21 protein-coding genes, 1 rRNA gene and 1 pseudogene are annotated in these 17,999 nt (G+C 65.5%); 11 read left to right on the top strand and 12 right to left on the bottom strand.

The window, feature by feature from the left end; all coding sequences use genetic code 11:
- Positions 1–75: 75 nt before the first annotated feature.
- From HALO32_RS07945 to HALO32_RS07930, 4 genes are all read right to left on the bottom strand, one after another.
- Positions 76–1,020 (bottom strand): ABC transporter ATP-binding protein, encoded by a 945-nt coding sequence (locus tag HALO32_RS07945; RefSeq protein ID WP_151443259.1) that lies wholly within the window; start codon positions 1,018–1,020, stop codon positions 76–78.
- Between the two features lie 154 nt (positions 1,021–1,174).
- On the bottom strand, positions 1,175–1,984 hold the full coding sequence (locus HALO32_RS07940; RefSeq protein WP_151443258.1) for an ABC transporter permease: 810 nt from the start codon (positions 1,982–1,984) through the stop codon (positions 1,175–1,177).
- Complete coding sequence (locus tag HALO32_RS07935) at positions 1,984–3,708, bottom strand: polysaccharide biosynthesis/export family protein (RefSeq protein ID WP_151443257.1); 1,725 nt, start codon at positions 3,706–3,708, stop codon at positions 1,984–1,986. The genes HALO32_RS07940 and HALO32_RS07935 overlap by 1 nt, the downstream gene beginning before the upstream one ends.
- Positions 3,705–4,115, bottom strand: coding sequence for a DVU3141 family protein (locus HALO32_RS07930; RefSeq protein ID WP_151443256.1), 411 nt, complete (start codon positions 4,113–4,115; stop codon positions 3,705–3,707). The genes HALO32_RS07935 and HALO32_RS07930 overlap by 4 nt, the downstream gene beginning before the upstream one ends.
- Positions 4,116–4,566: 451 nt before the next feature.
- On the opposite strand from HALO32_RS07930, the gene HALO32_RS07925 reads away from it, so the two are divergent.
- The gene (locus HALO32_RS07925) at positions 4,567–5,505 is read left to right on the top strand and encodes a tetratricopeptide repeat protein (protein WP_151443255.1); all 939 of its coding nucleotides are present in this window, start codon (positions 4,567–4,569) and stop codon (positions 5,503–5,505) included.
- A gap of 359 nt (positions 5,506–5,864) precedes the next feature.
- Here HALO32_RS07925 and HALO32_RS07920 read toward each other — a convergent pair.
- A pseudogene (locus HALO32_RS07920) lies at positions 5,865–6,851 on the bottom strand (Rpn family recombination-promoting nuclease/putative transposase).
- Between the two features lie 336 nt (positions 6,852–7,187).
- Positions 7,188–8,366 carry a MalY/PatB family protein gene (locus tag HALO32_RS07915; protein ID WP_151443254.1) on the bottom strand — a complete coding sequence of 393 codons (1,179 nt, stop codon included), beginning with the start codon at positions 8,364–8,366 and terminating at the stop codon, positions 7,188–7,190.
- 46 nt (positions 8,367–8,412) lie between these two features.
- Between HALO32_RS07915 and HALO32_RS07910 the strand changes: the two genes are divergently transcribed.
- Positions 8,413–8,844 (top strand): hypothetical protein, encoded by a 432-nt coding sequence (locus tag HALO32_RS07910; protein WP_151443279.1) that lies wholly within the window; start codon positions 8,413–8,415, stop codon positions 8,842–8,844.
- Positions 8,845–8,851: 7 nt separating this feature from the next.
- On the opposite strand, the gene HALO32_RS07905 is transcribed toward HALO32_RS07910, so the two are convergent.
- Positions 8,852–9,193 (bottom strand): hypothetical protein, encoded by a 342-nt coding sequence (locus HALO32_RS07905; protein WP_151443253.1) that lies wholly within the window; start codon positions 9,191–9,193, stop codon positions 8,852–8,854.
- A gap of 49 nt (positions 9,194–9,242) precedes the next feature.
- On the opposite strand from HALO32_RS07905, the gene HALO32_RS07900 reads away from it, so the two are divergent.
- The 6 genes from HALO32_RS07900 to HALO32_RS07875 all read left to right on the top strand — a co-directional run bounded on the left by HALO32_RS07900 (position 9,243) and on the right by HALO32_RS07875 (position 12,524).
- A complete protein-coding gene (locus HALO32_RS07900) occupies positions 9,243–10,067 on the top strand; it encodes a hypothetical protein (RefSeq protein WP_151443252.1) in 825 nt (274 codons plus the stop codon).
- 60 nt (positions 10,068–10,127) lie between these two features.
- The gene (locus HALO32_RS07895; RefSeq protein ID WP_151443251.1) at positions 10,128–10,535 is read left to right on the top strand and encodes an acyl-CoA thioesterase; all 408 of its coding nucleotides are present in this window, start codon (positions 10,128–10,130) and stop codon (positions 10,533–10,535) included.
- Positions 10,532–11,002, top strand: coding sequence for a Cys-tRNA(Pro) deacylase (ybaK, locus tag HALO32_RS07890; protein WP_151443250.1), 471 nt, complete (start codon positions 10,532–10,534; stop codon positions 11,000–11,002). The genes HALO32_RS07895 and ybaK overlap by 4 nt, the downstream gene beginning before the upstream one ends.
- A gap of 89 nt (positions 11,003–11,091) precedes the next feature.
- Complete coding sequence (locus HALO32_RS07885; protein ID WP_151443249.1) at positions 11,092–11,406, top strand: hypothetical protein; 315 nt, start codon at positions 11,092–11,094, stop codon at positions 11,404–11,406.
- Positions 11,390–11,911, top strand: a complete 522-nt coding sequence (locus HALO32_RS07880) for a DUF501 domain-containing protein (RefSeq protein WP_151443248.1) — start codon at positions 11,390–11,392, stop codon at positions 11,909–11,911. Before HALO32_RS07885 ends, HALO32_RS07880 begins: the two co-directional genes overlap by 17 nt.
- Positions 11,912–11,969: 58 nt before the next feature.
- Positions 11,970–12,524: an LOG family protein gene (locus HALO32_RS07875; protein WP_151443247.1), complete on the top strand. Its 555-nt coding sequence runs from the start codon at positions 11,970–11,972 to the stop codon at positions 12,522–12,524.
- A gap of 107 nt (positions 12,525–12,631) precedes the next feature.
- On the opposite strand, the gene HALO32_RS07870 is transcribed toward HALO32_RS07875, so the two are convergent.
- A complete protein-coding gene (locus tag HALO32_RS07870) occupies positions 12,632–13,120 on the bottom strand; it encodes a hypothetical protein (RefSeq protein WP_151443246.1) in 489 nt (162 codons plus the stop codon).
- 115 nt (positions 13,121–13,235) lie between these two features.
- Positions 13,236–13,796, bottom strand: coding sequence for a tetratricopeptide repeat protein (locus HALO32_RS07865; RefSeq protein ID WP_225809841.1), 561 nt, complete (start codon positions 13,794–13,796; stop codon positions 13,236–13,238).
- A 222-nt stretch (positions 13,797–14,018) separates the two neighbouring features.
- Here HALO32_RS07865 and HALO32_RS07860 point away from each other — a divergent pair, with 222 nt between their 5' ends.
- Positions 14,019–15,050, top strand: coding sequence for an NADP(H)-dependent aldo-keto reductase (locus HALO32_RS07860; protein ID WP_151443245.1), 1,032 nt, complete (start codon positions 14,019–14,021; stop codon positions 15,048–15,050).
- A 110-nt stretch (positions 15,051–15,160) separates the two neighbouring features.
- A complete protein-coding gene (gene yaaA, locus HALO32_RS07855) occupies positions 15,161–15,940 on the top strand; it encodes a peroxide stress protein YaaA (protein WP_151443244.1) in 780 nt (259 codons plus the stop codon).
- A 7-nt stretch (positions 15,941–15,947) separates the two neighbouring features.
- Here the strand turns inward: yaaA and HALO32_RS07850 are convergent, their stop codons facing one another.
- A complete protein-coding gene (locus tag HALO32_RS07850; protein WP_151443243.1) occupies positions 15,948–16,526 on the bottom strand; it encodes an isochorismatase family protein in 579 nt (192 codons plus the stop codon).
- Between the two features lie 109 nt (positions 16,527–16,635).
- Between HALO32_RS07850 and HALO32_RS07845 the strand changes: the two genes are divergently transcribed.
- A complete protein-coding gene (locus HALO32_RS07845) occupies positions 16,636–17,436 on the top strand; it encodes a Tim44 domain-containing protein (protein ID WP_151443242.1) in 801 nt (266 codons plus the stop codon).
- Positions 17,437–17,537: 101 nt separating this feature from the next.
- Here the strand turns inward: HALO32_RS07845 and HALO32_RS07840 are convergent, their stop codons facing one another.
- Both HALO32_RS07840 and rrf read right to left on the bottom strand, forming a co-directional pair.
- On the bottom strand, positions 17,538–17,738 hold the full coding sequence (locus HALO32_RS07840) for a hypothetical protein (RefSeq protein ID WP_151443241.1): 201 nt from the start codon (positions 17,736–17,738) through the stop codon (positions 17,538–17,540).
- 162 nt (positions 17,739–17,900) lie between these two features.
- A 5S ribosomal RNA gene (gene rrf, locus HALO32_RS07835) occupies positions 17,901–17,999 on the bottom strand; the annotation flags it as partial.

Raw genomic sequence — 17,999 nt, 5'->3', positions numbered from 1 at the left:
GGGCTTGTGAGTGGTGAGCGCGCTGCGCGCTTGTGAGGGATTACTCCTCACTCCTCACTCCTCACTCCTCGCCCCTCACTCCTCGCCCTTCTGCAACGCCTGCACCTGCCGGCGTGCATCGTGGAGTCGTTCCCGGGAAGCGCGGAAGGCATCGCCATAGGTCTGGCGCTCCCGCGGGGCCATGTCGTCGTCGCGCTGGGCGCGTTCGAATTCGGCCCGGGCGGTGTCGAACTCGGCCTTGACCTCACGCAGTTGGGCGCGGGCGTCGTCCAGGCTCTGGGCTTCACGCAGCGGGGTAACGGGCGGGCTGTCCGCTGGTGTGGCGGCGGGCTCGGCACTGCCGCTAGCGGCGCGGGCGGCATCGGTTTCCTCATGGTAGACGGCGATGGCGTCGTCGATATCGTCATACCAGGTGGCATGGCCATCCTTGAGGTAGATGCCGGAGTCGCAGAGGTCCTTCAAGATGCCTTCGCTGTGGCTGACCATCACCAGGCTGGCCTCGCCCACTTTCTCCTTGAAGGCCTGGGTAGCCTTGGCCTTGAAGGCGCGGTCGCCCACCGAGGTGGCCTCGTCGGAGAGATAGATGTCGAAGTCGAACGCCAGGGAGAGGCCGAAGTTGAGGCGTGCGCGCATGCCGCTGGAGTAGGTCTTGATGGGCTCGTCGAAGGCGTCACCCAGTTCGGCGAAGGCCTGTACACGCTCGATGATCTCGTGCACGTCACCGCGACCGCCATGCACCCGGGCCACGAACTTGACGTTCTGGCGCCCCGTCATGCTGCCCTGGAAGCCCCCAGCCAGGCCAATCGGCCAGGAAACCCGGCAGTGGCGGTGTATCGTCCCGCGGTCCGGGGTATCCATGCCGGCGATCAGCCTGAGCAGGGTGGACTTGCCTGCCCCGTTGCGCCCCAACAGGCCCACGCTCACCCCCTGGGGGATGGTCAGGTTGATATCTTCCAGCACCCAGTCGTAGACCCGCCGCTGGAGGTGGTAGCGCTTGTAGAGGCCGTTGATTTCGATCATTGGTTGGGGAGGGCGCGCTGGTGAATGGCGAATGGTGAATGGCGAATGGCGAATGGCGAATGGCGAATGGTGAGCGCCCTTCGGGCTTGTGAGTGGTAAGTAGTACTACTCACAAGCGAAGCGCTCACAAGCGAAGTGCTCACAAGCGCAGCGCTCACTTGACTTTAAGCTTCTCCCTGAACCGCAGGTGCATCAGCAGGCCAATGGTCAGGGTGCTGAGGGTAAACAGCCAGAAATAGGTGGCGCTGGTACCATTCACCACCTGATAGCCCTCGAAGAAGGCCGCGCGCATCAGCTCCAGGCCATGCACGATGGGGTTGTAAAGTAGGTACTCGAGCAGCCAGTGCGGCAGATTGTTGAGCGGGAAGATCACCCCGGAGAGGATCAGCAGCGGCATGTTGATCATTCGAATCACGGTACCCACCTCCGGCACCAGGGTGCCGGCCACCGAGGTGATCAACCCCAGGCCCAGCCCCAGCGTCCAGAGCGAAAACCACCAGCCGAGGGCGCGAATGCCATTGTCGGGCAGCAGGTCGGTCCCGAGCATCAGCGCTCCCGCGATAAAGAGCAGAAAGACGAAGCTGCGCAGCAGGCCCTCCAGCACGTTGCGCACCAGCACCGGGTCGACGGGCTGCACCTGGCGGTAGGCGAAGAGCGCGCTGTTGCCATTGATGGCGCCGAGCCCACGCAGCATACCCTCGCGGATCAGGAAGAAGCCCATTAGCCCTGTGATCAACCAGGGGATATATTCCGCATTGACGATAAAGCGGTCGCCGCGGATGAAACCCCGGATGGCGACCATGATCGTGGTGAAGGCGACTGGCTCGAAGATCATCCAGAACCAGCCCATGCGGTTGGCCATGGTGCGCGAGACGGCCTCGCGCATGAACATGGCGTACCACACGCTGCGTGTGACCTGCCAGGGGGTGCGGGCACCGACGCTGTTTGAGGTCTCGTCAGGCATTAAAGGTCCACCGCCACCTTGGTGGCTACGGCGATCTGGTAGAGGATCTGCGTCAAGCTGGTGGCAAGCTGGAGGTTCTTGGTAGGCACCTCGGGCATCACCAGGATCTCGTCGCCGGGGCGCAGGCGGACGTCATGGGCGTCGCGCACGGCGCCATTCTGGCGCACCACCAGGATATGGTCGTCGTCGCCGCGTTGAGTGAAGCCGCCGGCGCCGTCGATGTACTCCATGGCGCTCATGCCGGGCCGGTAGACCACGGCCTGGGGCACCACCACCTCGCCGCTGATCAGGATGGAGTCGCTGATCTCGGGGATGGTGATGACGTCGCCGTCCTGCAGGCGGATATCGCTGATGCGATCATTGTGGGCCACCACCAGGCGGCCGCTGGGCTCCATCTCGCGGGCGCGCTCGACGAAGCTCTGGATCATCTCGGCTTCCTGAACGCGGATCTGTGCCTCCTCATTGGTGGCGGAGGAGGCGCCGAGGTAGGTGGTCTCCAGCCGGCGCAGGCTCTCCTGCAGCGATTCGGCCTGGCGCTTCGCCACGCTCTCGCGCTTGAGCGAGATGCTCTCCACGGCGCTCATATCCTTGGGCACGGCCACGGCGTCGAGCAGCTCGCCGAGGCGGGCGTCGCGCGGCAGGGCGTAGCGCGAGGGGCCGTAGTAACTGCCTTCAAGTTCGACGACGATGGTGTCGTCGCGCTGGTCGGCGCTGAACAGCACTTCGTCGCCGCTGCTCACGCCCTGGCCGGCGAAGGCGTTGAGCGGGAAGTAGCGGGCGAAGGGGCCGTCGTCGCGGCTGCCGCGCACCAGCACATGGGAAACACCGCTGTCGAGCCGGGCCAGGCGGGTCACCTCGGCGCCGGTGAGACGGGTGCCGGTGAGCTCATAGCGGTATTCGCGCTTGACGTCGCCGACCACGGCGATGGAGGGGCCGCGCTCCTCCACCACGATGGTGTCGCCGTCGCGGAACTGCGGGCGGGGGATGTTGCCGTCAAGCAGGAAGTCGTAGAGATCCACCCGGGCGATGGTCTGACTGCCGCGCATCACGCGGATGTCGCGGTAGCTGCCCAGGGCGTTGTCGATGCCGCTGGCCTGGTCGAGAAAATAGAGCAGCGAGTCGCTCGGCGTGCCGGCGTAGCGGCCGGGGTTCTCCACATAGCCGGTGACGAACACCCCCACCGGCTGCACGCCCTGGAGGTTGGTGTAGACCTGGACGTCCTCGGGGTAGACGGACTCGATGGCCCGGCGCACGGTGGCATCCAGCTGCTGGCTGTTGAGGCCCTGCACCGGCAGCGGGCCGATGGAGGGGAGGAAGATGTTGCCCTGGGCGTCCACGGGCGCCACCTGATCGATGTCCACGGCGCCCCAGGCACGCAGGGTGACCTGGTCGCCGGGCTTGATGGTGTAGCCGGGATTGAGGCCATCGGCCATGGTGCCGCGGAAGCCGCCCTCGAAGAGGTTGGCGCCGAACGGCGGCAGTTCCTCGGCGGCATCGTCCAGCCTGTTCTGAGGCACCGGGCCGCGAAGGTTTGGACCATAGTTGGCACTGCGCCAGTCGGCACGGGGGCCCTCCTCCACCTGCTCGGGGGTGCCACCGCTGCGCTGTTCGTCCGGCACGACCTCGCCGGGCAGGCTGACGGACTGGGCGCTGGCCAGGGCCGGCAGGCCCAGCAGGGTGAGCGCCATGAGCAGGTGCGACAGGGGGCGGGGCATGGGGTTCATCGGCGGCCTCCTTGGCTCACGGCCTGGGTGACCTGGCGGCGCACGACCCAGTTGCCGCTGGCGGTTTCACAGGCGATGGCGCCCTGCTCGGCCTGGCGGCCCGGGCGGCGAATGCTGAGCTCGCGACAGGGGCGACCGCTGGCGGCGAAATAGGGCGTCTCGGCGAGCACTTCGACGTCCCGCCCCCAGGGGCTCTTGGCCAGCTGGATGGCGGCCCCGCCTCTGGACTGGGCCAGAAAGCCGTTGAGGTTGGCATCCACCGGCTTGCCGCCGCCCAGGACCGAGCCGGCATCATGGGCCTGCTGGGCGGGCTGCAGGGCGCAGCCACCCAGCACCGCCACCAGGGCAAGGGTTGCCGCCAGGCGCGTGCCGTCCCTCACTTTCTTGTGAGCGTCTTGGGTCGTCATGAATAGCCTCTGATGTCGGAGAACGGGCGCGGCTTCGCTTGATGAGGATAAACGGCACCGAACCGTACGGCACGGGAAAACGGCCAGACACGCTACCGCCCGGGGATTGGTGCCGGGCTTTTCCCTTGCCCTTAAAAATCAATATGCTGCACCGCCACATCCTGTAGCGGAAGCTGCGATTCAACGGAAACGGCTGCCTATTCTAGGCCCTGTGCCTGTCAGCGACCACCCGCAATCCGGGAGCCAGATCAATCTTCAGGCGATCTCCTACACGAATGTAGGCGAATTCGTACAAGGCTTACCGGCGCCTCGGCCAGCAGCAGGGCGAGCACCACGGTCAGTCCCGAGACCACACGCACAATTCCTCGCAGCAAAGACCATATCCCCTTGAAGTGGCGGGCGATCACCCGCATCTAGAGAGCAAATTCATCCTTATGCAAGGCTAGCGATCATGCCCATCGTCGATCCCCGCACCGGTGAGCCGCTCACCGGCGACCTAACCGCCAGCGAGAATGCCGAGACCACCTCTCCCGGCGGACAGAACGCCGAGATGATCCTCGACGTGGACGCCAGCAACATCCAGCAGCTGCTCGAGACCTCGATGCAAGTGCCGGTGCTGCTTGCTTGCTGGGCGGCCGCGAGCGAGCCCAGCAAGACCCTGATGCCGATCCTCGAGAAGCTGGCCCGGGAGTATCAGGGCGTCTTCATCCTGGCCAAGCTCAACATCGACGAGAACGCGGAGATCGCCGGCCAGCTCGGCGTGCGCGCGGTGCCAGACGTCAAGCTCATCAGCCAGGGCGGCCTGGTCGACCACTTCCAGGAAGCTCTGCCGGAGAAGCAGGTGCGTGAGTGGCTGGGGCGCTATTTCCCGGCACCGGAAGAGGCCCCGCAGAGCCCCGAGGATCAGGCCGCCGAGGCCCTGGCCGCCGGCGATGCCGCCACCGCCCGGAGCATCTACCAGGAGCTGGTGCAGCAGTATCCCCAGCATACCCCCTATCAGGTGGAGCTGGCTCGTACCCTGGTGGCCGAGGGTCAGGCCGAACAGGCCCGCGACCTGCTGGACAACCTCCCCCCGGAGGAGCGCGATGCCGCACCGGCCCGCGGCGTGCGCGCCAGCATCGAGTTCGGCGAGCAGGCCCCCTCCGCGGAGGAGCTGGCCGCCCTGGAAGGCCGCGACGACAGCGAGGCCCAGTACAAGCGCGCCCTCCGAAAGGTGGCTGACGGCCACTACGAGGCGGGCCTGGATGCCCTGCTCGCGCTGATGAAGCACGACCGCACCTACGGGGAAGATGCCGCCCGCCGCACCCTTCTGCAGGTGTTCGATGCCCTTGGTGCCGACCACCCGCTGACGGTTGCCTATCGCCGCAAGCTCTTTGCGCTGCTTTACTGAGTCCGGCTGCACTGTGAGGGAGGAGCGCCCTTCGGGCTTGTGAGGGGTGAGTGGTGAAGGGCTGGCAAGCCGGTCATGTATGTAGGAGCACACGGACCAGCGTCCCGGCTTGCTGCGCGAATAGAGGCCGAAGGCCTCCATGGCGGAATCCACCGGACCCAAGTGCCGCTCCACGCTGGATGCGCCTCTGGCCTATCCGGCCGACGCCGAGTTCAAGTGCCGTAGCAAGACGTGAGGAGTAAGGAGCAACCCCTCTCAGCGCGTTCAGCGCGTAACACTCAGCAGCACAGCGCCTTCTGAAGGCGAAGGGATCGCCAAAAGGGGGTATGTGGAGGATCGAGCCGTGATCCGCCTGAGGGTCAGTGCTTGAACATGTCTTCCAGGCTACCGGCGAACAGCACGTCGCGCATCCAACCTTTCAGCTGATCATGGTCGGCTTGCGCGAGCTGTTCCTCTACCCACCCGGGTACTTCACCAAACTTGAAGCTGAGCTGAGTTCGCACAACATCGCGAGCCTCTTCCAGACGCCCTTCAAGACGCCCTTCTTGACGCCCTTCCAGTCGCTCTTTCTTCACCAGGTTCTCTAAATTCTCTGCCAGCATATCTTTATCTTCCACCAAGCTGTTGAGCTGATCCAGGTTGACCCCAGCCCCGAGCCACTGCAAGTGACGCTTGATCCAGCGGGTAATGATCCGATCAGTACGCTCCTTGTGGGGATCGGCCTGGATGATTGCCACGATCCGGTCAACGGCTTGCTGCAAGGCTTCCCAGCTCTTACCGGCGTTTTCTACACTGAACACTCCGCTCAGCGGCGTCTGGAGTAGTCCCAGTTGCTCATCAGTATAACGCCCTTCGTCGATCAGATAGTAACGCAGGTGGGGCTGGTAGACCCGCAGGAAACTCGGCGGCTCGGGCTTTACCATGGCGTAGATGTCCTGCTGAACCGTCCAGCGTCGGGAGCCGTTGTAGAGCACGATGGGCAGGATCGGAGGCAGTCCCTTGCCCGGCGTGGTCTCGCTGATCTTGAGCAGGTGGTCGTAGAAGCAGGCAACATAGTGCATCAGCCGGATCGGCATGGTGTGATCCACCGAGGACTGGAACTCCAGCAGGATGTACAGGAACACTCGCTGGGTCACGCCCTCCTAGGTGACCTCCACCGACCACACCACGTCCTCGAATTTTTCCTCGAACAGCGGGGTGATGTAATTGCCGCTGTGGTTCTTGAGCGTCGAGAAGTCCATCAGCCCCGCGATATCGGACGGCGCGAAGCCCTCGATCAGCTGCTGAACAAACTCAGGGTGGCTGAACAGCTCCTTGTAGCCGGTATCGTGGTGGTTGCTGGCCATGTGGCGCCCCTGGCGATGAATGGCCGACAGGATACCACGCCTTTCTTCCTCTCGGTCAGCCCAACGACCATGCTATCTTTATAAACCCTTGATTCAATGGCAATATCGGACACACCGCTGACAAGTGGAGACCCTATACGTGGGTGTGAGTGGTTAGCGCTTCGCTGGTGTGGAGTGTGGGAGCGACGGTCCGGCGCCCCGGCTTCAGTTCGCGAAGGTGAAGCCACCCAAGCCCGGCAACATCCCCTTCGCCCAGCAAGCTGTGCTCCTACACTCGTAATCAACCTACCAGCCCTTCACTATTCACTACTCACCAGCGCGCAGCGCGCTCACCCCTCACACCCTAAGCACCCCATCCAGCCTCGCCAGGGCGGCTTCCAACTGAGTGGCCGTGGTGCCGAAATTAAGGCGGGCAAAGCCCGGCCAGCCGAAATCGGCGCCATCGGAAAGGGCGACGCCGGCGCGTTCGAGCAGCAACTGCTGCGGTGGCTCCGCCAGCCCTTCGAATGCTCGCGCGTCGCGCAGATCCAACCAGGCCAGGTAGGTGGATTCGGGCGGGCTCATGGCAACGCCGGGCCAGCCGGCGACCCGTTCGATCAGCGTCTGCCGATGGACACGCAATACAGCGAGCAGCGCCTGACGCCACGGCTCGCCATGGGCGTGGGCGGCCTCAGCGGCGACCAGCCCCAGCACATTGCCGTCAGGCTGCAGGCCCTTGATCCCCCCGGCGAAGCGGCGCCGGAGGTCGACGTCAGGAATCACCGCGCAGGCGGTGGTGAGACCCGCCAGATTGAAGGTCTTGGACGGCGCCCAGAGGGTCAGGGTGCGCTCGGCCAGCTCGGGGAACTCGGCCACCAGCGGCACATGGCGGGCGCCCTCATCGAGCAGCAGGTCGCAGTGCAACTCGTCGGAGACCACGTAGAGATCGTGACGCTCGACCAGTTCGGCAAGCCCCGCCAGTTCCTCCTGCGTCCACACCCGACCGGTGGGGTTGTGGGGGTGACACCAGAGCAATAGCCGGGTCTCGGAGGTGATGGCCGCCTCCAGCGCCGCAAGGTCGAGCCGCCACGGCTTGCCGGATGTCGTCGGTGGCTGCATGGCCGCCTGCTGCGGCGTGCGCCCGGTACGCTCGGCTACCCGGAGAAAGGGTGGATAGATAGGCGTCACCGTCAGCACGCCGTCGCCGGGCTCGGTCAGCGCCAGGCTGGCCATGTGCAGCGCCGGCACCACGCCCGGCAGCCACAGCTGCCAGTCGGGCTCGATGCGCCAGCCGTAATGCTCGGCGCTCCATCGGCAGAGGGTCTCGCGCAAGGAGTCGGGCACCAGGCCGTAACCGAAGACGCCATGGGCGACCCGGGCCTGCAGCGCCTCGATGACCGCGGGGGGCGAAGTGAAGTCCATGTCGGCGACCCACAGCGGCAGCACATCGTCGCCGTAGCGATGCCATTTCTGCGAGGGCCAGTCGCCGCCCGAGGGGTGGCGACGCTCGACGGGCGTGGCAAAATCGAATTCCATGTGCAGTTCCCGATCCCAGAAGGCTAGCAAGAAGATGAACGAGACCATGCCCCAAGACAGCTTCTATGCCAAGGTCCGCCGCGGCCTGCCCGCGCTGGTGGCACAGTGGCTGACGCTCGGCCAGGGTGATGCCGATCGCCTGGCGCTGCTGCTCGCCGAGACCGCGCGGGTGACCCGGATCGGCCTCCCCGAGACTACCCCCGGTGGTGATACGCTCGTCGACTGGAGCCGCCCAGAGGGCGAGGAACCGCCCCTGTGGGCGGCGCGCACCGCCACCTTCCTGCTGGTACAGATGCCCGCTCGACCGCTGCCCGCGAGTGACGACGAGGCCTGTGCCTGGGCCTACTGCTGGCTGCGCAACCGCGATTTCGAGGACCTCGCCGCCGCCGAACAGGCGCTCCCCGAGCACCTTCGGGAGCCGTTGGCCGCCGCCCTGCGGGCCGCCTGGACCGACCTCAAGGGGCTGCGGCTGGTCTGACCGGCGCCTAGCGACGCCGCGACGCCCGCTTCTTTGGCCGAAAGCCGTCGGGCTTGGTAGAGAGCCATTCAACGAAGGTCTGGATCTGCGGATGGGCCATCAACGCCGCCCGACTGCGATAATGGTCGGCCAGTTCGCGCTCGCCAAGCACTGCATGCAGATGCTTGTGGCAGGCATGGCAGACCCACAGGATGGCGGTAAGCCGTTCCACCCGGTCGAAACGACGCCGATAGCGGGCCTTGCCATGCAACGCTCGTGGGATGAGGTGGTGGCGGGTCAATGGCGCGGCGCGCCCACACAGCTCGCAGGCCTCGGGACGCGGCGGTGGGGTAAGGTCGTGGTCGGCCATGTGAGCCTCCGAGATTCCAGGACACTCCCGAAGGGATAAGGAAAACAGGATGGAAGTTCCGCTGAGCTGGCAGTTGGCCAAGCTGCTGGTATCGATCGGTGTGGTACTCGGCCTCTCGGTGATCGCCGAGCGGGTGAGTACCCGCGTGGCAGGCCTGCTTGCCGGCTACCCGCTGGGCACCGCCATTGCACTGTTCTTCATCGGCCTGGAGATCTCGCCAACCTTCGCCACCCAGAGTGCCGTGCATACTCTGGCCGGCTTCACCGCCACCCTGGCGCTGGGCGGCGGCTATCTGCTCTGCGCCCGCCGCGACGGCCTGGCCGGCGTACTCGCCGGCACCGCGGGCGGGCTGGCCGCCTGGCTGGCGGTGAGCCTGCTACTGACCCAGGTGGAGTTCACGCGCCTGACCGGCACCCTGACCACCCTGTTGGCGATCGTCGTGTTCATCCAGCTATACCGTCGGGTACCGGAAACCGCAACCGGCGCCCGGGGCGGCTTCAGCTGGGGCGCGCTGGGCCTGCGCGCCGCGCTGGCCGCCGGGATCATCTTCCTGATCACCGGTCTCGCCCACGTGATGCCGGCCGCCTGGGCCGGGGTCATGGCCGCCTTCCCGGTGACCATGTACCCCTTCCTGGTGATCCTGCACCTGACCCACGGCGCTGCCCCGGTGGCCACAGTGATCAAGCACTACCCGGCCGGGCTCGGTGCGCTGCTCTGGTACGCCCTGTGCGTCTCGCTGACCTATGACAGCCTGGGGCTGTTGCTGGGCACCCTGACTGGCTTCGCGGTCGCCACCGCCTGGCTGCTGGCCTGGACCCGCCTGCTGGCCTGGCGAGCCGCGCGCCTGGCTGCACGCCCTCGCGCCAGGGCTTGACCGAGCGCTTGCTCGGGGCAAAGCTATCAGGCTCACAATAAATCAGAGGACCTCCCCCCGATGTTCACCCGCACCATCGAGCCCGCCTTCTACGACACCGATGCCCTGGGCCACGTCAACAACACCCGGCTACCGGCCTGGTTCGAGCTGGCCCGCAACGATATCTTCCGGCTGTTCACGCCGGACCTGGATCCGCGCAAGTGGCACCTGATCATGGCGCGCATGGAGGTCGACTACCGGGCCGAGCTGCAGTACGGCCGCGATATCGAGATCCGCACCTACATCTCGCGGCTCGGCAACAGCTCCTTCACGGTGAGCCAGGAGGCACGCCAGGACGGGCTGTTGACCAACCTCGGCCACACCGTGCTGGTGCATTTCGACCACGAGACCAAGAAGGCTGTCCCCATCGAGGGTAAGCTGCGCGAGGCCCTTGAAGCCCACCTGCAGGCGGAGCCGGCAGACGCATGACCCCGGCCGTGAAACTGCTCGAGAAGGCAGGAGTCGCGTTCAGCCTGGTCGAATACGAGCATGACCCGCGCAGCCCGGCCTATGGCGAGGAAGCTGCCCAGGCGCTGGACCTCTCCCCCGAGGAAGTCTTCAAGACCCTCCTGGCCCGACTCGACGACGGCCGCCTGGTGATGGCCATGGTGCCGGTTTCCGCCCAGCTCGACCTCAAGGCCCTGGCGCGCGCGGCCGGGGGCCGCAAGGCCACTCTGGCCGAAACCGCCGATGCCGAGCGTGCCACCGGCTACGTGGTCGGCGGCATCAGTCCGCTGGGCCAGCGCAAGCGCCTGCCCGCCTTCCTCGACGCCAGCGCCGAGCATCTCGCGTCGCTTCACGTCAGCGGCGGTCGCCGCGGGCTGGAGATCAGCCTGGCACCAAACGACCTGGCAAGGCTGACAGGCGCTCGGTGCGTACCCCTGGCACGGCGCTGAACCGTTCAACACTATACCGAGGTCACCCACGAGCCGAACCTTGGCCAAGGGTGTCACAACGAGACCGCCATCCACCGACGGGAGCCCCTATGGCCATCCGCTACACCCTCTGGCTGGATCCGGACGACACCCTCCGGCATCGTGCCGTCGAAGCCGACCTGAAGCGCTATTTCATCGAGCGTTTCGCCGACTACCCCCACATCCGCTTGTTCGGTGCCGACCCCTATGATTATGATGCGCCGTTCAATCGCCTCTACGATGTGCTGATGGCGCGGGCCGGCGAGTATTGCGAGCGTGAATGGCACTATGTGCCCACCCCCGAGCAGCTCAACCGCGCCTTCTTCCTCGCCGTGGGGAACTCGAACAAGTTCATACGGGATAACGACGATGGTGATCCGCACTGACCTCGAACCTGACGCGCGGCAGCTGGCCATCATCGCCGAGCAGCTCGGCCGCGCCCCCCGCGGCATCGAGGCCCTGGCCGCCACCGACGGTGAGGGCACTCCGCTGGTGCTGCGCATGGCACCCATCGTCGATGGCAGGCCCTTCCCGACGCTCTACTGGCTCTGCTCCGAGCGCCTGAAGGTCGAGATCTCGCATCTCGAGGCCGCCGGGGTGATCAAGCAGCTGGAGACCCGCCTGCAGCAGGACCCTGACTTCCTGGCCGCCTACCACCGTTGTCACGATGCCTATGTGGCCGCCCGGTGGGCCTTCATGAGCGAGGCCCAAAAGGCCGAGGTCAAGCGGCTGGGCTATGAAGACGTGCTCACCGAGCGCGGCATCGGCGGCATCACCAACCGCGACCAGGTGCGCTGCCTGCACACCCAGTATGCCCACCACCTCTGTGGCGAGAACGTCATCGGGCAATGGCTCGACGCGACCTATGGGATAGCCGACTGCCTGCGCTGACTCGGGCTTTCGCGTCCCTGCGTGGCTGTGAGCATAAGGCCTTGCCAAGGAGAAGAGCATGTCGAGATTCTGCGTCTATCTGGGGTCCCGGGAGGGCCATGACCCGCAATTCCTCGAGGCCGCGCGCCGGCTCGGCGTCGAGCTGGCCCAACGCGGCCACGGCCTGGTTTACGGCGGCGCGCGCGTCGGACTGATGGGCACCCTGGCCGATGCGGTGATGACCGCCGGCGGCGAGGCCATCGGCGTGATGCCCGACCACCTGGTCGAGCGCGAGCAGGCCCACCACGGCCTGAGCGAACTGGTGCGGGTTCGCAACATGCACGAGCGCAAGGCGAGCATGGCCGCCCACGCCGATGCCTTCATCGTGCTACCCGGGGGCATCGGCACCCTGGAGGAGTTCTTCGAGGCCTGGACCTGGCACTACCTGGGCCTGCACGACAAGCCTATCGGCGTGCTCGATACCGCCGGATTCTATGCCCCGCTGCTGGCCTTTCTCGACAACACCGTGAAGCACGGCTTCCTCAATGGCCGCACCCGAGCCGAGCTGATCGATGCCACCGAGCCCGCCGAGTTGCTGGATGCGCTGGAGAGCCGTCTGGCCCTGCCCAGCTAGTCCACCGCGGCGTCATGCCGAACGGCTTGCTCAACGCCCGTGGGTAGCAGGGTATCGCTGTTGACAGGAGGCCTTATCGCCGCTCAGCGGCGAGGGGTGGCCGGTTGTCAGATGCCAAGGGTGCGCTGGTAGGTCAGCTGTAGCAGGCGGGCATCGTCACCGGCCCGATGCCGATGGATGCCCTGCTCGCGGATGATGGCTTCCTTGGTCCGACTCCACAGGGCTTGCTGCGCCTCACTGAGCAGGATGCGAAGCGCCTCGAGGCGGAAAGCAGGCAGCATGCCGGCGTGGTGGAAAAGCAGCGACAGCCAGGTGTTGTCGTAGCCCCAACTGTCACTGTAGGCGATGCCGACCTCGCTCAGTTCATCATTGAGCCAGCAGGCCACCTGGCGCACCGGGTAGCCTTCGCGCTGCAGCCGCCCACGGCTGATGCCGTGCAACAGTTCGGCCTTGGGATCCCAATGCGTCCACTCCTCCAGCGGCTGGATGAGGAAGGCACAGGTACTACCATCGGCGCGGGCCAGGCCGACCTCGATAGGGTAGCTGCCGCGCCCGAAGCCGGACGCCTCGATATCCAGCAGTGTGGGTAGCGTCACGGGCGGGAGGGTCCTTGGTCGCGATGGCCGATGGCAATGGAAGGCTAGGGTCTCGTCGAACTTGACAGATCGTCTCGGGAGAGGCGGCTCGATCTGTGTCTGGGTCGACAGGTCCCTAGTGTTGCGTTTCGCCTTCGGCCCTGTCCAGTGGATCAGAACCCGGAGAACCAGAGCCCGTCAAACCCGAATCCAGCGAGCCGGCCAATCCCACCAGTCGATCGGCCAGGGCCTGCCAGTGCTCGGCCTTCTCGGTATCCACCGGCAGCCCGAGATCGCCGCTGCGGTAGGCGCGGGACAGGCGGGTCGCCGCGAGGGCATGGCCCGCCTCACCGGCCCGCGCATACCAGGTCACGGCGTGATCCTCGCGGCGGGGATACTGGGCACAGCCGTGCTCACGAATCTGGCCGGCCTGATACTGGGCCTTGGCATCCCCGGCATGGGCCGCCTCCAGCACGTAGCGCGCGCCCCGGGCCTTGTCCTGGGGAGTGGCGCCGCGGTGAAAGAGCATATGACCATACTGTGACAGTGCCGCCCGATGACCGGCGTCGGCACAGCGCTGGAAAAGGTGCATGGTCAAGCGTTGAGTTCGCGGCGAGCGAGGCAACCAGCGAGTATGGAAAAGTTGCTGGGCAAGCCGGTATTCGAGCCGGGTGAACAGTGAGGATGCCTCGGACATATCGACAATCCTGCGTCCATTGTGCGGAACTGGTATCGGCAACATCCTGTGGCCGGTATCACTTCCTGCGGAAAACAGTGGCCCTGCGGACTCCGCCGGGGCAACGGGGTGGCAAGCATACTCGCGCCCCGACAGTGACTCAACCCCGGGATTTGCTGCGCTGCTCGGGCCCGTCTACCATGCCGGCTCAAGCCTTCTCAATAGCCCCGCCAGGAGCGACGAATGCAGACTCGACCACTAGGCGATACCGGCATCGAGGTCAGTCGCCTGTGCCTCGGCACCATGACCTTCGGCGAACAGAACAGCGAGGCAGAGGCCCACGAGCAACTCGACCGTGCCGTGGCCTTCGGCATCGACTTCATCGACACTGCCGAAATGTATCCAGTCCCTCCCGAGGCCGATACCCAGGGCCGCACCGAGGCCTATATCGGCAGTTGGCTGAGGCGCCGCGGCAGCCGCGACGACGTGATCATCGCCACCAAGGCCGCGGGTCCCGGTCTCGCGCATATCCGCGGCGGTCCGAGGCTGACCCGTGAGCACCTTCACCAGGCGGTCGACGACAGCCTCACCCGGCTGCAGACCGACTACGTGGACCTCTACCAGTTGCACTGGCCGGATCGGAAGGGCAATTTCTTCGGCCAGCTAGGCTATGTGCATGACGAGGAAGAAGACACCACGCCGCTGGAGGAGACCCTGTCGGCGCTCAAGGAACTGGTGGATGCCGGCAAGGTTCGCGCCGTCGGGCTCTCCAACGACACACCCTGGGGCGTGATGCGCGCCCTTCACCTGGCCGACACCCTGAGCCTACCTCGTGTCGCGAGCATCCAGAACCCCTACAGCCTGCTCAATCGCACCTTCGAGGTAGGGCTGGCCGAGGTCGCCCATCGCGAAAGGGTGGGACTGCTGGCTTACTCACCACTGGCCTTCGGCATGCTCTCCGGCAAGTACCTGAACGGCGCTCGACCGGCCGGTGCCCGGTTGACCCTGTACGAGCGCTTCCAGCGCTATACCAATCCGCTGGCCCAGGAGGCAACGGCCGCCTATGTGCGGATCGCCCGCGACCATGGCCTGGATCCAGCCCAGATGGCCCTTGCCTACGTCAACTCCAGACCCTTCCTGACCAGCAACATCATCGGTGCCACCACCATGGAGCAGCTGGAAAGCAACCTGGCCAGCGAGTCACTTCGCCTCGACGCCGAGGTAGTGGACGCCATCGAGGCCGTTCATCGGCGAATTCCCAACCCCGCGCCCTGACCGACGCCAGCGCAAGGGGCTATCGGGGTGATAGCCCCCTGCGCCCGGGCCGCTTGGTATACTGGCCTGCATTGCAATCAGGCCCATCCCTTCAGGCACAGGAGCGCCCCATGCTGAGCGTGATATCGCCCGCCAAGACGCTGGATTTCGAGACCCCGGCCACTACCAGCCAGCATACCCAGCCGGACCATCTCGACCGTAGCCGTGAACTGATCGAGATCCTGCGCGACTACTCGCCCCAGCGACTCAGCGAGCTGATGGGTATCAGCGACAAGCTGGCCGGACTCAATGCCGCACGCTTCGCCGAGTGGCACACCCCCTTCACGCCCGATAACGCCAAGCCCGCCGCCCAGGCCTTCCAGGGTGATGTCTACATGGGCCTGGAGGCCGACACCTTCAGCGAGGACGACAACGCCTTCGCCCAGGATCACCTGCGTATCCTCTCCGGCCTCTACGGACTGCTGCGACCGCTGGACCTGATCCAGCCTTATCGCCTGGAGATGGGGACCAAGCTGGAGAATCCTGCAGGCAAGGATCTCTACGCCTTCTGGAAGGAGAGCCTCACCAGGGAACTCGACCGGGCCGTAGCGGCGAGCGGCAGCCCGGTGCTGGTCAACCTGGCCTCCAACGAGTACTTCAAGGCAATCGACACCAAACGGCTCGAGGCGCGGGTGATCACGCCGATCTTCAAGGATGAGAAGAACGGCAAGCTTAAGATCATCAGCTTCTATGCCAAGAAGGCCCGCGGCCTGATGGCCGCCTGGATGATCCGCGAGCGCCTGGATGACCCCGAGGGCCTCAAGGACTTCGATGTGGCGGGCTACGCCTGGAACGCGGCCCTGTCGGAGGGCGATACCCTGGTCTTCACTCGAGCCGAAGGGGGCGCGTGAGAGCCTTCTAGCCGGAAAACACCAGAGGGCGCGCCGAGCGTCCCTTGAGAAAGTGACGATGGGCCTGTTTGAAGCGTTCGTCGTCGCAGCGATGCAGCCACTCGTAGGCAACCATATCGGCGCTCACCGGCACCGCACCAGCCTGCACCATGCGCTCCTTGGCCAGCCGCGCCTCATCAGCCCGTCGGCTGGCGCAGGCCTCCACCAGCCAGTAGACCTCGTAGCCCGCCTCGAGCAGGCCAAGTCCGGTCTGCAGCACGCAGATGTGGGCCTCGGTGCCACACAGCACCACCTGGTGGCGATCACTGGCGGCCATGGCCTCGGCGAAGGCCGGTTCGGCATGGGCATCGAAGTGAACCTTGTGCCAGAGGCGATGCCCCGGCAACGCCTCGAGCAGACGCGGCTCACTGCCACCGAGCCCTTCGGGATACTGTTCGGTAACCCACACGGGCACATCGAGCTCCCCGGCCATGCCGCCCATCCAGACGGCCTCGGCCACTGCCTGGTCACCGTGTTCAATCACAGGCAGCAGGCCGGCCTGCAAGTCGACGATCAGCAGCAGGCTTTTCTCTCGCGTCAGGCGCATCGGGCGGCCCCTCTCTTTATGCGTTAGTTGTCGTGGCTGACCAGCATAGCCGCTAGAATGGACGCTTCCGAGCCTTTCTCATTCCCTTCCCCCGATGGAGAACTCCCCGATGCGTCACCTTCTCGTCATGCTCGTGGTCGGCGTGCTGGGCTTCGGCCTGGCCGTGGACCACGCCGATGCCCGCCGCCTGGGTGGCGGCAAGAGCTTCGGCAGCCAATCCCGCACGGTGCAGCAACCGGCGGCCACCCAGAACCAGACTGCTGCCACTCAGGCACGCCCCGGCTCCCGAATGGGCGGCATGCTTGGTGGCCTGCTCGCGGGCGGCCTGCTCGCCGCGCTCTTCTTCGGTGGCGCCTTCGACGAGCTGCGCATAATGGATATCCTGCTGGTGGCCGGCGTGGCCTTCCTGCTCTTCAAGCTGTTCGCCCGGAGCCGTCCAGTCGTGGCCACTGGCCCCGGCCAGCCGGATGCCTCCGCAGGGCCCCAGCGCTTCCAGGCCGAGCAGGCACCATTGAGCAGCGGTACCGCCTTCGCCTCGGAGCCCGAGTGGTTCGACCGGGAGCGCTTCCTCGGCGGCGCCAAGGAGCATTTCATGACCCTTCAGCGCGCCTGGGACAACAACGATTTCGCCGGCATCCAGGAGTACGTGACGCCGGAGCTCTACAACCTGCTGCGTGAAGAGCGCGACCGACAGCCGGCCAACAATCGCACCGAGATCGTGCGGCTGTTCGCCGAACTCGGCGACATACGGGAAGTGGGCCAGGAGGCTGAGGCCACGGTGATCTTCCACGGCATCATCGCCGAGAACGGTGAGGAGAACGAGTTTAATGAGACCTGGCACCTCACCCGCCATCTGCGCGACGGCGCCCCTTGGTACCTACAGGGAATCGAGCAGAACCCCGGCGCCTGACGCCGCCACGAACGGATAGGCCGATATACATGAGGCCGGGCAAGTTGCCCGGCCTTCTTCTTTTGTCTGCCACACCTGATGTCTGCCATCGAAGCTGGCGATCAATTCTGGGCGTCCTCGGCGGCTTCTTCCATCTCCTCGCCCATTTCCTCCATACTTTCGCCCATCTCTTCCATGGACTCGTCGATATTCTCGCCTGCCTTCTCCGCTGGCCCCTGCTCATCCTCGCAGCCGACCAGGCCGGCGCCCAGCATGGTGATCAACAGCACCAGGCCCAACTTCCGCATCATCTCGTACTTCATCTTGATCTCCTCCTGAGACGTCGAAATCCATTGCGTCGTGCAAGACCCTAGCCCCTGGAAGACGATCTTTCCAATCCGGATTGCAACACCATGTAACGGAACGGGAGCCAGACAAGAAAAAACCCCGAGCTCTAGTGAACTCGGGGTTTTCTCTGAATAGGTGCCTGACGATGACCTACTCTCGCATGGGGAGACCCCACACTACCATCGGCGCTGAGCGGTTTCACTGCTGAGTTCGGCAAGGGATCAGGTGGTTCCCGC

The sequence above is a fragment of the Halomonas lysinitropha genome, assembly GCF_902500215.1.
Taxonomy (GTDB): Bacteria; Pseudomonadota; Gammaproteobacteria; order Pseudomonadales; family Halomonadaceae; genus Halomonas; species Halomonas lysinitropha.
The sequence above is the reverse complement of the archived record's forward strand: the minus strand, read 5'-3'. Positions and strand labels throughout refer to the sequence as shown.

Excerpts from the sequence above, each read along its gene's own strand:
- HALO32_RS07945 (WP_151443259.1), bottom strand. The coding sequence starts at position 1,020 with ATGATCGAAATCAACGGCCTCTACAAGCGCTACCACCTCCAGCGGCGG.
- HALO32_RS07940 (WP_151443258.1), bottom strand. The coding sequence starts at position 1,984 with ATGCCTGACGAGACCTCAAACAGCGTCGGTGCCCGCACCCCCTGGCAG.
- HALO32_RS07935 (WP_151443257.1), bottom strand. The coding sequence starts at position 3,708 with ATGAACCCCATGCCCCGCCCCCTGTCGCACCTGCTCATGGCGCTCACC.
- HALO32_RS07930 (WP_151443256.1), bottom strand. The coding sequence starts at position 4,115 with ATGACGACCCAAGACGCTCACAAGAAAGTGAGGGACGGCACGCGCCTG.
- HALO32_RS07925 (WP_151443255.1), top strand. The coding sequence starts at position 4,567 with ATGCCCATCGTCGATCCCCGCACCGGTGAGCCGCTCACCGGCGACCTA.
- HALO32_RS07915 (WP_151443254.1), bottom strand. The coding sequence starts at position 8,366 with ATGGAATTCGATTTTGCCACGCCCGTCGAGCGTCGCCACCCCTCGGGC.
- HALO32_RS07910 (WP_151443279.1), top strand. The coding sequence starts at position 8,413 with ATGCCCCAAGACAGCTTCTATGCCAAGGTCCGCCGCGGCCTGCCCGCG.
- HALO32_RS07905 (WP_151443253.1), bottom strand. The coding sequence starts at position 9,193 with ATGGCCGACCACGACCTTACCCCACCGCCGCGTCCCGAGGCCTGCGAG.
- HALO32_RS07900 (WP_151443252.1), top strand. The coding sequence starts at position 9,243 with ATGGAAGTTCCGCTGAGCTGGCAGTTGGCCAAGCTGCTGGTATCGATC.
- HALO32_RS07895 (WP_151443251.1), top strand. The coding sequence starts at position 10,128 with ATGTTCACCCGCACCATCGAGCCCGCCTTCTACGACACCGATGCCCTG.
- ybaK (WP_151443250.1), top strand. The coding sequence starts at position 10,532 with ATGACCCCGGCCGTGAAACTGCTCGAGAAGGCAGGAGTCGCGTTCAGC.
- HALO32_RS07885 (WP_151443249.1), top strand. The coding sequence starts at position 11,092 with ATGGCCATCCGCTACACCCTCTGGCTGGATCCGGACGACACCCTCCGG.
- HALO32_RS07880 (WP_151443248.1), top strand. The coding sequence starts at position 11,390 with ATGGTGATCCGCACTGACCTCGAACCTGACGCGCGGCAGCTGGCCATC.
- HALO32_RS07875 (WP_151443247.1), top strand. The coding sequence starts at position 11,970 with ATGTCGAGATTCTGCGTCTATCTGGGGTCCCGGGAGGGCCATGACCCG.
- HALO32_RS07865 (WP_225809841.1), bottom strand. The coding sequence starts at position 13,796 with ATGTCCGAGGCATCCTCACTGTTCACCCGGCTCGAATACCGGCTTGCC.
- HALO32_RS07860 (WP_151443245.1), top strand. The coding sequence starts at position 14,019 with ATGCAGACTCGACCACTAGGCGATACCGGCATCGAGGTCAGTCGCCTG.
- yaaA (WP_151443244.1), top strand. The coding sequence starts at position 15,161 with ATGCTGAGCGTGATATCGCCCGCCAAGACGCTGGATTTCGAGACCCCG.
- HALO32_RS07850 (WP_151443243.1), bottom strand. The coding sequence starts at position 16,526 with ATGCGCCTGACGCGAGAGAAAAGCCTGCTGCTGATCGTCGACTTGCAG.
- HALO32_RS07845 (WP_151443242.1), top strand. The coding sequence starts at position 16,636 with ATGCGTCACCTTCTCGTCATGCTCGTGGTCGGCGTGCTGGGCTTCGGC.
- HALO32_RS07840 (WP_151443241.1), bottom strand. The coding sequence starts at position 17,738 with ATGAAGTACGAGATGATGCGGAAGTTGGGCCTGGTGCTGTTGATCACC.